12 protein-coding genes and 1 tRNA gene are annotated in these 13,573 nt (G+C 63.5%); 9 read left to right on the forward strand and 4 right to left on the reverse strand.

The window, feature by feature from the left end; translation table 11 throughout:
• Positions 1-186: 186 nt before the first annotated feature.
• The 3 genes from AUC70_RS03995 to AUC70_RS04005 are packed head-to-tail and all read left to right on the forward strand — an operon-like array spanning position 187 to position 4,516.
• Positions 187-1,065 carry an efflux RND transporter periplasmic adaptor subunit gene (locus AUC70_RS03995; protein ID WP_069443709.1) on the forward strand — a complete coding sequence of 293 codons (879 nt, stop codon included), beginning with the start codon at positions 187-189 and terminating at the stop codon, positions 1,063-1,065.
• Positions 1,056-1,310, forward strand: a complete 255-nt coding sequence (locus tag AUC70_RS04000) for a permuted SH3 domain-containing protein (protein WP_069443710.1) — start codon at positions 1,056-1,058, stop codon at positions 1,308-1,310. Before AUC70_RS03995 ends, AUC70_RS04000 begins: the two co-directional genes overlap by 10 nt.
• 26 nt (positions 1,311-1,336) lie before the next feature.
• Positions 1,337-4,516 carry an efflux RND transporter permease subunit gene (locus tag AUC70_RS04005; RefSeq protein ID WP_069443711.1) on the forward strand — a complete coding sequence of 1,060 codons (3,180 nt, stop codon included), beginning with the start codon at positions 1,337-1,339 and terminating at the stop codon, positions 4,514-4,516.
• 99 nt (positions 4,517-4,615) lie between these two features.
• Here AUC70_RS04005 and AUC70_RS04010 read toward each other — a convergent pair.
• Positions 4,616-4,692 (reverse strand) — tRNA-Arg (locus AUC70_RS04010).
• Between the two features lie 243 nt (positions 4,693-4,935).
• On the opposite strand from AUC70_RS04010, the gene AUC70_RS04015 reads away from it, so the two are divergent.
• A complete protein-coding gene (locus tag AUC70_RS04015; protein ID WP_069443712.1) occupies positions 4,936-5,361 on the forward strand; it encodes a YcgN family cysteine cluster protein in 426 nt (141 codons plus the stop codon).
• 86 nt (positions 5,362-5,447) lie between these two features.
• The gene (locus tag AUC70_RS04020; RefSeq protein WP_141701943.1) at positions 5,448-5,816 is read left to right on the forward strand and encodes a hypothetical protein; all 369 of its coding nucleotides are present in this window, start codon (positions 5,448-5,450) and stop codon (positions 5,814-5,816) included.
• 30 nt (positions 5,817-5,846) lie between these two features.
• Here the strand turns inward: AUC70_RS04020 and AUC70_RS04025 are convergent, their stop codons facing one another.
• The 3 genes from AUC70_RS04025 to AUC70_RS04035 all read right to left on the reverse strand — a co-directional run bounded on the left by AUC70_RS04025 (position 5,847) and on the right by AUC70_RS04035 (position 9,740).
• Positions 5,847-7,307, reverse strand: a complete 1,461-nt coding sequence (locus AUC70_RS04025) for a sensor histidine kinase (protein WP_069443714.1) — start codon at positions 7,305-7,307, stop codon at positions 5,847-5,849.
• 173 nt (positions 7,308-7,480) lie between these two features.
• Positions 7,481-8,905, reverse strand: coding sequence for a dihydrolipoyl dehydrogenase family protein (locus tag AUC70_RS04030; RefSeq protein WP_069443715.1), 1,425 nt, complete (start codon positions 8,903-8,905; stop codon positions 7,481-7,483).
• Positions 8,906-8,948: 43 nt separating this feature from the next.
• Positions 8,949-9,740, reverse strand: a complete 792-nt coding sequence (locus AUC70_RS04035; protein ID WP_069443716.1) for a TVP38/TMEM64 family protein — start codon at positions 9,738-9,740, stop codon at positions 8,949-8,951.
• A gap of 299 nt (positions 9,741-10,039) precedes the next feature.
• On the opposite strand from AUC70_RS04035, the gene rpmH reads away from it, so the two are divergent.
• From rpmH to yihA, 4 genes are read left to right on the forward strand one after another with little or no spacing between them, the layout of a single operon-like run.
• The gene (gene rpmH, locus AUC70_RS16080) at positions 10,040-10,174 is read left to right on the forward strand and encodes a 50S ribosomal protein L34 (protein WP_082025450.1); all 135 of its coding nucleotides are present in this window, start codon (positions 10,040-10,042) and stop codon (positions 10,172-10,174) included.
• Between the two features lie 25 nt (positions 10,175-10,199).
• The gene (rnpA, locus tag AUC70_RS04040) at positions 10,200-10,586 is read left to right on the forward strand and encodes a ribonuclease P protein component (protein WP_108681800.1); all 387 of its coding nucleotides are present in this window, start codon (positions 10,200-10,202) and stop codon (positions 10,584-10,586) included.
• 51 nt (positions 10,587-10,637) lie between these two features.
• Complete coding sequence (gene yidC / locus AUC70_RS04045; protein WP_069443718.1) at positions 10,638-12,698, forward strand: membrane protein insertase YidC; 2,061 nt, start codon at positions 10,638-10,640, stop codon at positions 12,696-12,698.
• Positions 12,699-12,750: 52 nt separating this feature from the next.
• Positions 12,751-13,407, forward strand: a complete 657-nt coding sequence (gene yihA / locus AUC70_RS04050) for a ribosome biogenesis GTP-binding protein YihA/YsxC (RefSeq protein ID WP_069443719.1) — start codon at positions 12,751-12,753, stop codon at positions 13,405-13,407.
• Positions 13,408-13,573 lie beyond the last annotated feature (166 nt).

Here is a 13,573-nt window from a genome sequence, read left to right on the forward strand (position 1 = left end):
GAGAACGGCCCAGTGGCTTCACATCCCAGTTATTTTGCCAAATGCGACCTAGTCCGTTCGGCCCCCGATCCCTACAATCGCGCCGATCGTCGTCAGGCTGGGCTGAGCGACCTTTCCGTAACGTAATGTTCGGGCCGGGACTCGTGCCCTACATTGGCCGGAACGCCCAACGCCGACCGAAAGTACATGGACCGCGAACAGCAAATCACGACCGAGACAGGCTCCCCCTTTGGCCGGAAGACAAAGGTCGGACTCGCGATGCTTGCCCTGTGCCTTGCGGCGACAGGGCTGACGCGCGGCCCGGCCTCGGCCCAGCCCGTTCCGCCGGTCGAAACCGAGACCGTGCGGCAATCGCCCGTGATCCGAAAGCTCGAACTGTCCGGGAGCGTGTCCTCGCCCCATGCCTCGCAGATCTCCACCTTGGTGCCGGGCCTGGTGAGCAAGGTTCATTTCGACAGCGGTGCCTATGTGAAACAAGGCGATCTGCTGCTGGAGCTCGACTCCGAACTCGAGGAAGCCGCCTACGAGCAGGCTGCGGCCATGGCTGCGCAGGCCGCAGGAGAGGTCAAGGATGCGAAACGCCGCTTGGACATCGCGGCTAGTCTCGCCAAGCGGAAATACGGCCCCCAAAACGAAGTCGAGGCCCGGCAAGCGGAAGTCGAGATCGATACCGCGACCCATGACGGCCATCGCGCCGAACAAAGGCGCCGGTCGGTGGTCCTCGATCGCCACAAGCTGAGGGCGCCCTTCGACGGCGTCATCTCGAGGCGGATGGTCGAAATCGGCCAATGGGTCACGCCCGGGACCGCCGTGTTCGAACTCGTTGCCATGAAGAACTTCCGCGTCGACGTGCCGGTGCCTCAGGACTACTACGCGCGGCTGCGCGACGGCGCCGATGTCGCCCTCGAGATCGATACGCTTCCCGGAGAACGGATTCCCGCCAAGATCGGCGCGCTGATCCCCGTGAGCGATCCGGATGCACGGACCTTCACGCTGCGCGTCCTGCCCACACGAACCGACATTCCCATCACGCCGGGCATGTCCGCCCGCGTCTCGTGGACCTAGACACCGGCGCGCGCGACGTGGTCGTGAGCCGCGACGCGCTGATCCGCTATCCGGACGGCCGCATCACCGTTTGGGTCGTGCAGAACGACGGAGACAAGACGAGCGTCACCGAGCGACGCGTGGAAATCGGGTTGGCCTTCGACGGACTGGTGCAGGTGCTCTCGGGACTGAAGGAGGGCGAGCGCGTGGTCGTGCGCGGCAACGAGTCCTTGCGCGAAGGTCAAGCCGTCCAGCTGGCAAGCTAGAACGCGGTGCGAGAGAAAGGCCCCTGATGCTTGAACGGATTGTCCAACGTGGAACCCTTGTGACGGTGATGACGCTCATCGTCTGCGTCTTGGGTATTCTCGCGGCCTTCCGCATTCCCGTCCAGATGATCCCCGACCTCGAGGTTCGCACGGTGACCGTGCATACGCGCTGGCCAGGCGCGACGCCCCAGGACGTGGAGAAGGAGATCATCATCGAGCAGGAGGAGTATCTCCGTTCGATCCCGAGCCTGGAGCGCATCATCTCGCGGTCCTCCAGTGGCGAAGCACGGATCGAGCTGGAGTTCCCCTACAATATCGATCTCAACGAGACGCTCATCCGCATCAACAACGCGCTGAGCCAGGTCCCCTCCTATCCGGAGGACGTCGACCAGCCGCGCGTGCGGGCAAGTTCGTTCAGCGCCAATTCCTTCATGTACTTCCGGGTCTCGCCGCTCCCGGGCAATCCGCGTCATCTGAACATGGACATGATGCGCGACTTCATCGACGACCACGTGCGAGCGCGGCTGGAAAGCGTGAAAGACGTCTCGGACGTCCGGCTCGGCGGCGGCGCCGAGAAGCAGATACAGATCATGGTCGACCCCGCCGCGCTGGCGGAACGCAAGATCTCCCTGACCGACGTCCGCCGCGCGGTCTCCGAGCGCAATCGCGACACCTCAGGCGGCGAGATCGAGAGCGGCAAGCGGCGCTACCTGCTGCGCACCATCGGCCGGTTCGACAAACCGGAGGATCTCGAAGAGCTCATCATCGCCCGGCGGGGCGATAACATCATCCGGCTCGGGGACGTGGCCGATGTGCGGCTCGGACATTTCGAGATCTACACAAGGGCCTTCGTGAACGAACGGCCCATCATGTTCCTCTCGATCCGGCGCGAGGCCGGCTCCAACGTCATCGCCATCAAGGATGCGGTGATGGAGGAAGTCGAGAACATCAATCGCGAGGTGCTGATCCCGGCGGGCCTGGAATTGGCGCTGACCGCGGACGACGTCAACTATGTCCAAGCCTCGATCCGCAATGTCTGGACGAACTTGTCCATCGGCGCGGTCCTGGCGACCCTAGTGATGTTTCTGTTCCTGCGTTCGGCCAAGGCCACGGTGATCGGCGTCATCGGAATTCCGATCTGTACCATCGCAGCCTTTATCGGGCTGCTTCTGGCGGGACGGACCATCAACGTGATTTCGCTCGCCGGCGTCGCGTTTGCGATCGGCATGACTCTCGACAACACGATCGTCGTCTTGGAAAGCATCGATCTCGAGCGACGACGGGGGCTGGGGCGCCTCAAGGGCGCGATCGAAGGCGTCCGCAAGGTTTGGCCCGCAATTCTTGCCTCCACGCTGACCACGGTGCTCGTCTTCGTCCCGATTGTCTTCATCAAGGAAGAGGCCGGGCAGCTTTATTCCGATATCGCCATCGCCGTATCGGCCTCGATTCTCGCTTCGATGGTCGTGGCGATCACCGTTGTGCCAACTGCGGCGGCGCATTTCGATTTGACGCCGAAGGATAACAAGGCCGCGGATGCGGCCGACGGCGCCATCGTGAGCGGCGTGGGCTGGCTGATGGCAACGACGCTGCGGCGGGCGCTTTGCATCTTGGGTGTTGCGGGTGGGAGCGCCGCGATCATCCTGCTGTTGACCCCGCCCGCCGAATATCTCCCCGAGGGCGAAGAGCCGAAGATGTTCGCGCGCCTCAACGCACCGCCCGGCTACAATCTCGAAGCGGTGGAGGAGATCGGCGAGGACGTGCAGGCCTGGCTGATGCCGTTCGTGAACGACGACCCGGAACGCTTCCATCGCGGCGAGGCGGAAGTGCCCGCGCTCAAATACTCGTTCCTGATGGTGGAGGCGGACGGCCTTCGCATCGTCGCGGAGACCGTCGACCCGGGCGACATCAGCAAACTCATGAAGGTGGTGAACGAGAAATACCGCACCTATCCGGGCATGCAGGCCTTCGTCTCACGCGGCTCCATCATCACCAGTAATGACGGCGGCACGCGGAGCGTCAGTCTCGATATCGCCGGTCCGAGCCTCGAAGAAGTCTATGCCGTCGCCGCGACCGCCTACCGCCGTGCCGGAGAGATCTTCGACAATCCGCGCATCCAGGCCGATCCGTCGACGCTCACCCTGTCCCAGCCTTTGATCGAGGTGCGCCCGAAATGGGACCGCGCCGCCGAACTCGGGATGACCTCGGACGACGTGGGTTTCACCGTGGCCGCACTGACCGACGGTGCCTATGTGGGTGAGTTCTTCCAGGACGACGAGAAGATCGACATCTATTTCTACAGCAAGGACGCGCTGCGCACCTCGCTAGACATGCTTCCGCAGATGCCGGTGTACACGCCGCAGGGTACGATCGTGCCGCTGTCGTCGGTGGCCGAAATCAGAGAGACCGTGGACACGAACACGATCCGCCGCATCGACGGCCGGCGGACGGTTACGTTGAACATTATCCCTCCGGAAAATGTCGCCCTGGAAACCGCCGTCCAGATCGTCCGTACCGAACTCGTCGATGAGATGAAGCATGCCGGTGAAGTGCCCTACGAGGTGAGCATGTCGATCTCCGGCGCTTCGGATCAGCTCGACGCCACGCGGGAAGCCCTCTCGGGCAACTATCTCGTGGCCGTGGTGATCATCTATCTCCTGCTGGTCGCCATCTTCACCCATTGGGGCTACCCGCTGCTCATCATGACCACGATCCCGCTCGGCGTCGCCGGCGGCCTCGTGGGTCTCGCGCTGATGAATTGGGTCGGTTCGTTCCTGCCGCGCTTCGGCCTCGATCCGCTCGTGCAGCCCTTCGACATGATCACCATGCTGGGTTTCCTCATTCTCATGGGCACCGTGGTGAACAATCCGATTCTGATCGTGGACCGGGCGCTGTCGAACCTGCGCGAAAAGGCGTTCGACGCCAAGGAGGCCGTAATGGAGGCCGTGGCCTCGCGGCTCCGTCCCATCGCCATGTCCACGGTGACCACGATCTGCGGCCTCGCCCCGCTCGTATTCATCCCGGGGGCGGGTACCGAGCTCTACCGCGGCGTCGGGGCAATCGTCCTGTTCGGCATTATGGGTACGGCGGTGGTCACGGTCACCTTCCTGCCGGCGCTGTCGATCTTCGTGTTCCGGCTCGCGGGCTACGGCAAGACGGCCGACACGCAAGGTTCATCGGCCGCGCCGTCGCCGGCGCCCGGCGAGTAATCCACAGTCGTCCATCGACGGGCCGGCACGACCGAGGTTCTCGGCCAGTGCGGCGGCACACCTGGAATCGGTGCGTTTCCAGCGATCGTCGGGAAAGGGTGGCGCGCCGGGGAAGATTCGAACTCCCGACCCCCAGATTCGTAGTCTGGTGCTCTATCCAGCTGAGCTACCGGCGCAAAAGGCCAAGAACCGCAATGGGTTGGCGGTTCGGCGCGTCGAAGGCGGTCCGTGACCGGTCCCCTCAAGACCCGCCTAGCTAATACCTGGGGACTTCGATAGCAAGAGCTTCCGGCAATTCTTGTCGCAATTTGGCTCCGAGAGACGTCCATAGCGGGGCGATCCCCAAATTTGCATCGTCCGAACCGCTGTTCCACAACACGCCCGGATATCAGAGCCTGACAAGTACCCTGACAAAAACAATGCCCTCGACGAACCAGCCCGATTTTCTAGCCAAGCCGCTCTACGAGATGAGCGAGCAGGAATGGGAATCCCTATGCGACGGATGTGGGCTCTGCTGCCAGATCAGAGCCGAGGATATCGACACGGGTGAAATCGTCCTGTCCAACGCAGCCTGCCGCCTACTGTGCTTGGACAGCCTTCGCTGCACGGACTACGCAAACCGGAAGGCCAGGGTCGCGGATTGCGTCAAGATCACGCCTCAGAACGTCTCGCAGCTCAACTGGCTTCCCCAGACTTGCGCCTACCGGATGGTGTTCAGAGGGGAACCGCTCGAAGACTGGCACTATCTCGTCTGCGGCGACAGAAATCGCGTCCACGAAGATGGCCCGTCCATGAAAGGTGAGCTTGTCAGCGAGGACACCGTTGATTGGAGCGACTTTGAGTGAGACGTCCGGGCCAGCACGACAGCGACAGACAACCCGACATGTTTTTCGGCTATACTCGTGCCCATAACTGTCAAGGGAGAAACACCATGACTCGACATGTCTCACGATGGACCGCCATGTTCGCGGCAGCCGCACTGGCTTTGACGCTCGCCAGCTGCGATGCCCCGAAAGAGGAAGATACCGCCACCGAAAGCAGCGGCTTCATCGGCAGCTACACGACCAAGGACACGCAAGGCAACGATATGTCCGTTACCCTCGACGAGGAGGGCTCGGCCACAGGCACACGCGCTGGCGACGACCTGACCGGCTCGTGGAAGGCCGAGGGTGACACCGCCACCGTGAACTGGGCCGACGGCTGGGTGACGAAGATCACCAAGGACGGCGACAGCTACAGCAAGACGGCCTACAAGGACGGCAAGGAAGAAGGCAGCGCCGTCCCAGCCGAGAAGAACTAGCAAGGCGCTTTTCCCCAGCGCCTCTAACGGCTAAGCACGGCGGCGCCGCGCCCGCTCCAGTTCGACAACGACGTCGGGTAGGGTAATGCGGAACGTGGCGCCGCCGTCATTGCTGACCAATTCGATATGGCCCCCATGGGCCATGATCAGCTCGGCCGCGATGGCCAAGCCCAATCCCGAGCCACCTTTGCGCGCCACGCTCTGAAACGCCTGGAACAGGCGCTTGCGCGCTTGCTCGGGAACCCCGGGCCCCGTATCCACGACATCGATCGTCACCACTGCGCCGTCCCGCCGCGCGAACACGCTAATCGTGCCCATGCCGTCGGGCACGCTTTCGAATGCCTGCACCGCGTTGCGGCAAAGGTTTGAGAGAACCCGGTAGAGATGGTCGCGGTCCGCATCGACCTCGATCCCGCTCTCCAGATTCACGTCCCAATCGATCGCCCCTTCACGCGGGAGGCCGAGCGCATCGCCCACCTCGGTCACGAGCGGCGCCAGCGCGAAGCGCGCACGATTGGGGGGCGCCTCCTGAGCCTGGCCGAAGTCGAGCGTTTGGACACAGAGGCGAATGGCCCGGTCGAGCGATGCAATCAGCTTCGGCACCAGCCGCTGCACGGTCGGATCCCGCACTTCGGCGAGGCGGTCGGACAGGAGCTGCGCGCTCGACAGCATGTTGCGCAGATCGTGGCTGATCTTGCTCACCGCCAGCCCGAGCGCGGCCAAACGCGTCTTCTGCGACAGCGTTTGAGAGAGTTCGTTCTGCATCGCGGCGAGTTCGCGCTCCGCCGTGCCGATCTCGTCGCGCCGGCTCGAGGGCGCGATGATCCGGCTCGGATCCTCGGGCTGCTCGGCGAACCGCACCATATTGCGTGTGAGCTGCGTCATGGGCTTCACGAGCAGCCAGTCGAGCGCGAGGAAAACGAGCGTCGCGGTAATGATCGAAATCAGGATGGACAGGCCGAGAATGTCGAGCCCGTATTTCAGCATGGCCGCCTTGAGCGGCCCCTCCTCCATCACGACATCGACCATCTCGCCGGGACTGAAGTCGGGCTCGCCGACAACGCGGATCACGCGATTGTCCGGGGCGAGATAGACCATAAGCGCGTCGCCGATGAGGTAGGCCCAAGAGGCCTCGCGCAGATCGTAGGTCTCGACCTCTTGGGGCTTGGCCATCCGCACGATGAGCACGCGCGAATCCTCGTGCTTCACCGAGATGGCTTTCACCCGCGCACGATCCAGAAGCTCGTCGCGCAGCTTGGTCGGCAGGCGTCCGTCCGGCGCCGCCTCTGCGGCGAGCGAGGCGATCTGCGCCGCCTGCAGCCGCTCCATCAGCCATTGGCGCCGGAAATTCGACACCGACGGCACGAACACCAAGACCTCCGCCAACATCACAAACAGGATGGTCAGCAAAAGCAGCTTCGTGGACAGCCCGGCTACGGCCCGGGTAACCCGCGAGGAGGCCAGGCTCTTATGCTCAGACTGGTCGTTCACTGGTATTGCTCGTCATTTCGGCTCAAATCGCGTCGTCAGGTTCAAACGCGGCTCGGCCGGGCTATCGCCCTGGCGTCCCATCATAATACCCGTAATTGGAGCAAGAATCCCTAGTTTGTGGCCCCGGGGAACCGGCCGATTCAGGGGGCGTTACGGGGTGGGATGGTCGGCGATCAGCCGAGCTTGCGCAGCAGACCGATGATCCAGTGCAGCCAACGCTTGGTCAGCAATGGACGATAATAGGCGAAAGCGACCCGCTTCGAGACTTCGGAGAAGGTCGGGTAGGGCAGAACAAGCGACGTCAGATCGCCGATGCGCATCTCCTTGGCGATCGCGACGATCCAGAGCTGCAACAACTCACCGGCCTCGGGTCCCACGAGCGTGACGCCGAGTATCGTGCCGTCCTTTTTCGTGATGACCTTGATGAACCCTTCCGTCTGGCGTTCGCATTGGGCGCGGTCGTTGTCTGCGAACGGCCAGCGGTAAATTCGAATGCGGCGGGATTTCTCGCGCGCTTCCTTCTCCGTCAGCCCGACCTGGGCCAATTCGGGATCGGTGTACATCACCCGGGGAATGGGCATCGCGCTGACGTCCGGCTTCAGCCGGAACAGTGCGTTCTTGATCACGATGCTCGCATGATAGTTGGCGAGGTGCGTGAACTGCTGACCGCCGATGGCATCGCCAATGGCATAGATCTTCCGGTTGGACGTCTTGAGCTGCTCGTTGACCTTGATGCCGCGATCGGTGTGCGTGACCCCGGCGCGATCGAGGCTGAGCGCCTTCAGGTTCGGCCGGCGCCCCGTCGCCACGAGGATGTGCGAGCCTTTGACGATGACGTTGTCCGTACCCTGGCTGAAATGGACCGCGAGCCCCTGGACCGACGGCTCCACACGCTCCACCCGCGTATTGGGATACATCGCGACGCCGGACTCGTGCAGACGCTTGAGCACCACGCGCGCCGCCTCGGGGTCCTCCTTGGTGAGGAACTCTCCGGTGTCGAAGATGCTCACATCCGCGCCGAGCATATTGTAGGCCTGTCCGAGCTCGAGCCCGATGGGCCCGCCGCCGAGCACGATCAGGTGCTGCACCCGCTCCCCGAGATCGAAAATGGTTTCGTTGGTCAGATAGGGAACTTCGTCGAGCCCGGGGATCGCAGGCACGTTCGGCTTGCCGCCGGTAGCAATCACAAAGCGCCGCGCACGGACGAGCACGGAGCCCGCTTCCAGCGTCTCTTTGTCGAGGAAGCTCGCCTGCGCCCGGATGACCCGCACGCCAAGGCCGGTAAAGCGCTCGAGGGAATCGTTGGGGGCGATATTGGCGATCGCGCGGTGTACGTGATCGTGGACGGCGCGGTGGTCGATCTGGGCCTCGAGCACGTCGATACCGAAATTGGAGGCTGTCCGGACCGCATCGGCGCGCTTTGCCGCTGCCAGAAGAGCCTTGGACGGAACACAGCCATAGTTCAAGCAATCGCCGCCCATGAGCCCCTTCTCGACCAGCACGACGGAAACGCCGAGTTGAGCTGCGGCGGCGGCCACCGAGAGACCGCCCGAGCCCGCGCCGATCACGCACAGGTCAGGAGTTAGCTCCTCTTCCATTCTTGCTCTGGTCCCCTTGCACCGAACCGGCCGGTTGCACCCATCATACCGTCCGGCGGCTTAGCTTTTTTGCCACGACTGGAATGAGCGCCACCACTCCCAGCGCCACGACCGCCACGATAACGTCCGTGGTCAGCAGAGCGCCGGGATCAATCCCGAACTCACAGGAGTCATGACCGCCCTCACCGGCCTTTGCAAGACAGGATTCGTAGGACGCCTGCTGCGCATCGAACACGCTGTCGAGCCCATTGCCGGCAAGCGCGAACGCGAACGTGCCGGGGATAATGCCAACAAAAGTCGTGAGGACATAGGTCCAGAAAGACACGCCCAAGAGCCCAGGCGCGAGATTCACAAGCCAGAACGGAAACACGGGGATCAGCCGGAGAAAGAGAAGATAGCTCGTTGCGTCTTCGCGAAACCCATCGGCGAAGCGCTGCAACTTGGGGCCGGCCTTCTCAACCAGAACGTCCCGCAGGGCGCTGCGCGCGACCAGAAAGACGGCCGTCGCACCGATCGTGGCTCCGACCACGGACAGAACGCCGCCGAGGAACCAGCCGAACAGGAACCCGGCGGCGACCGTCAGGACCACGCCGCCTGGAATCGAGAGCGCAACCGTTACAGCGTACAGGGCCGTGAATGCCGTCAGGGCGAGCACGTAGTGGTCGTCCATCAGCGCCCGCAGGCTCTCGCGGTTCGCCGCCAACTGTTCCAGCGTCAGATAGCGATGCCAGCCCATGGCCACGACCAGCGTAGTGACAGCCGCCAACAGCAGCAGCGGCCAAAGCCGTTTCAGCCAATTCGCAGCCCCCATAGCCATGTTTTCTGCGTGCTCCATATCGACCGGCTCCTTCCGGGGGACAAAGACGCCCCGATTTCCGGCCTTCTATAGATAGGGCCTACCGAACGGTTGGGGGAATGGCCTGTCGCAGCCTTGTGATGCTCCGTCAGCGTCTGTGAAGGGATTTCGGCCCGCCGGCGCCATTCCGGGCTGCTTTTCGAGGCGCTCAGGGCCAAAATATCCTCCGATTGATTGACTTGGCCGCCCGCCGCACCTATAAGCCGCTCCGAACCATTTCGCCTCCGAGGCCCCCGTTCCTTTGGTGAACGGCGTGGACGGATGGCAGGAGAAAGTCCGTGAAACGCACTTATCAACCCTCGCGGCTCGTCCGCAAACGCCGCCATGGTTTTCGCGCGCGTATGGCCACCAAGGGCGGCCGCAAGGTTATTGCGCGCCGGAGAGCCAAGGGCCGCAAGAGCTTGTCAGCCTAGGCGGAGTCAAACCGCCTCACCCCCGGTGACGGCCATCGGACGCCTCAAAACCCGGTCTGAATTTGTGTTCGTGAAGGGCGGAACGCGCTTCGCGACGCCTTCGCTCGTGCTCCAGGCTAGGCGGCGTGCGCCGGACACCGCACACAGCCCCGAACTGGCCCGCTTTGGTTTTACCGCGACGAAACGCCTCGGAGGCGCCGTGGTGCGCAACCGTGCGCGGCGGCGACTCAAGGAGGCCGTGCGCCTGACCGCCGCCGACCAGGCCGTCGAGGGCTATGATTATGTGTTGATCGCGCGCGGGGGCGCGGTACAACGGCCCTTCACCGAGGTGATCAAGGATCTTCAGCGCGCGCTGACCAAGGTGCACGAGCCCTCTTCGGGGAAACGGCACCGCAAACCTCCTTCGGCCTAGCGCCGATCGGACGAGACGAGCACGACAACAGCCACCGGGCCCAAAGACGACATGGACGAGAACAACCGCAATTTTATTCTAGCGATCGTGCTGTCGATGACCGTGCTTTTCGCCTGGCAGTTCTTCTTCGTGCCGACGAAGCCGCCCGAGGAGCAGCAAGCCGCTCAGACAGAGCAAACTCAGACGGCCGGCGAGCCGGCGACGCCCGCCCCATCGGGGGCCGGCCAAGCGCCGCGCCCGAGCGCGAGCAAGGCTCCGCAGCCTGAGGGCGCCCCGACCGGCATGACCCGGCAGGAAGCGCTCGCCGCCTCGCCCCGCATCGCCATCGAAACGCCGAGCGTCCGTGGCTCGATCTCGCTGAAGGGCGCCCGGATCGACGATCTGACACTGAAGGACTACCGGGTGACGGTCGACCCCGACAGCCCGCAAGTGATCCTGCTGTCTCCGGCCGGCGGCCCCCATGCCTATTATGCCGAGCGCGGCTACGTGGGCGACAGCGGCAACAAGATGCCGCTGCCCTCCGGCAACACGCTTTGGACCGCCGAGGGCGACGGAAAGCTCACGCCCGATACGCCGATTACGCTCACCTACGACAACGGCGAGGGCCTGACGTTTACGCGCACCATTTCCGTCGACGACAAGTACATGTTCACGATCGACGACAAGGTGGCGAACACGGGGGCCGAGAAGGCGACGATCTACCCTTACGGCCTCGTTTCCCGGCACGAACTGCCCAACGTCCAAGGGTTCTACATTCTGCATGAGGGTCTGATCGGCGTCGTCGACGACGGCCTCGAAGAGATCAAGTACAGCTCGGCGCTCGAAGACGGAGCGCAGACCTTCAAGAGCGAGAACGGCTGGCTCGGCATCACGGACAAGTACTGGGCCACGACCGTGATCCCGGCCCAAGGCATTCCCTTCGACGCCACGTTCAAGGGCTCTGACAAGGGCGGCCGCAAACACTTCCAGACCGATTACCTGATGCAGGCCATGGACGTGCCGCCGGGCGCGACAGTGGCCCTGTCGGGGCAGGTGTTCGCCGGCGCCAAGGAAGTGAATGTGGTGGACGGCTATGCCGCGACCTACGACATCCCCAAGTTCGACCTCCTGATCGACTGGGGCTGGTTCTACTTCCTGACCAGGCCGCTCTTCTACGCACTCGACTACTTCTACAAGCTGGTCGGCAATTTCGGCGTATCGATCCTGATCGTCACCGTGCTGATCAAGCTCGTGCTCTTCCCGCTCGCGAACAAATCCTATGTGTCGATGAGCCGGATGAAGAAGCTCGCGCCCGAGATGCAGAAAATCAAGGAGCGCTACGGCGACGATCGCATGCGTCAGCAGCAGGCGATGATGGATCTGTACAAGAAGGAAAAGGTGAACCCGGCCTCGGGCTGTTTGCCGATCCTCGTGCAGATTCCCGTCTTCTTCGCGCTCTACAAGGTACTGTTCGTCACCATCGAAATGCGGCACGCGCCGTTCTTCGGATGGATCAAGGACCTTTCGGCGCCGGACCCGACGACGGTTTTCAATCTCTTCGGACTTATTCCGTGGGATCCGCCGATGTTCCTCATGGTCGGCGCCTGGCCGATCATCATGGGCATCACCATGTGGTTCCAGATGAAGCTGAACCCGGCGCCGCCGGATCCGATTCAGCAGAAAATCTTCGGCTGGATGCCGATTGTCTTCACCTACATGCTCGCGTCGTTCCCGTCGGGCCTCGTGATCTACTGGGCGTGGAACAACTTCCTGTCGATCCTGCAGCAATCGGTCATCATGTGGCGTCAGGGCGTGGACATCCCGCTTCTTGAGAATCTCGGCCTGAAGCCGAAAGCGGACCCCGTGGACGACACGGACGACGCGAAATCGGCGCGGGAGGCGGCCGAGGAGAAGCGCAGCGCCAAGGCCTCGCGGCGCGCGGAGCGGGCTGCCAAGCAGATCGAAGCCGACGAAGAGGCGGGCGACGCCGAAGACGCCGTCAATGGCGCCGAGGCTGCTGCCCCGGCACCCAAGAAGGCCGCGCCGAAGAAGCGCGCACCGCGCAAGCGGCCGGCCAAGAAGAGCGGTCCCAAGGCGACCGACCAGGAAGCAGACGGGGAAAGCCCGGCGTAAACGCCGGCGCTTTCCGCTTGAGGTCGCCCGCGAAGCCGGGCACTCCATACCCATGACCGATTTCGAATTCACCGAAGGCGAGCTTGCGCGCGGCGAAGCCCTGTTCCGCAGCCCTTGCGACTTCGTCCTGGGCGCGGTGGCCGTCGACGGGCTGCCCGCTGACGGCCGCCCCGAGATCGCCTTCGCCGGGCGCTCGAACGTGGGCAAATCGAGCCTCATCAATGCCCTGACGGGCCGAAAGACGCTGGCGCGGGTCTCCGTGACCCCTGGCCGGACGCGCGAGCTCAATTTCTTCACGCTGGGTGCCAACGGACCAGACGGCGCCTATCTCGTTGATATGCCGGGCTACGGCTATGCCAAGGTCTCCCGGTCCGCCGTGAAAGGATGGACGCGGCTGATCGAGGACTATCTGAAGGGCGCCGGGAGTAGCGGGTGTTCCTGCTCGGCCCGCCACGGCCTAAAAGCCAACGACCGGGACACGATGAAGCTCATGGACGAGTCCGCCGTGTCCTATCAAGGCGTCCTGACAAAGGCCGACAAGCCGAAGCTAAGCGAGCTGGAGGCCGTCATCGCCAAGACGGAGGCGGAACTCGCCAAACACCCCGCCGCCTTCCCCCATCTTCTTGTGACATCGGCCAAAGAAGGCGTCGGCATCCCGGAACTGAGGGCGACGATCGCCGCCCTCACATCGAACGGCGTTGAACCCTAAGGCGTTCCGCCGCTATAAGCGCACCCGTGACAGATACGAAGTCAAATCCGCCTTCGGGCACCACGGTTCCGCCTTCGGGCGTTGATGCAGCCGCGACCGGCGCCGCGCTGACGGATGCGCTCGGCCCGGTGCACGCCAAGGCGAAGATCCTCTCCGAGGCCCTGCC

This window comes from Methyloceanibacter stevinii (genome assembly GCF_001723355.1).
GTDB classification, from domain to species: Bacteria; Pseudomonadota; Alphaproteobacteria; order Rhizobiales; family Methyloligellaceae; genus Methyloceanibacter; species Methyloceanibacter stevinii.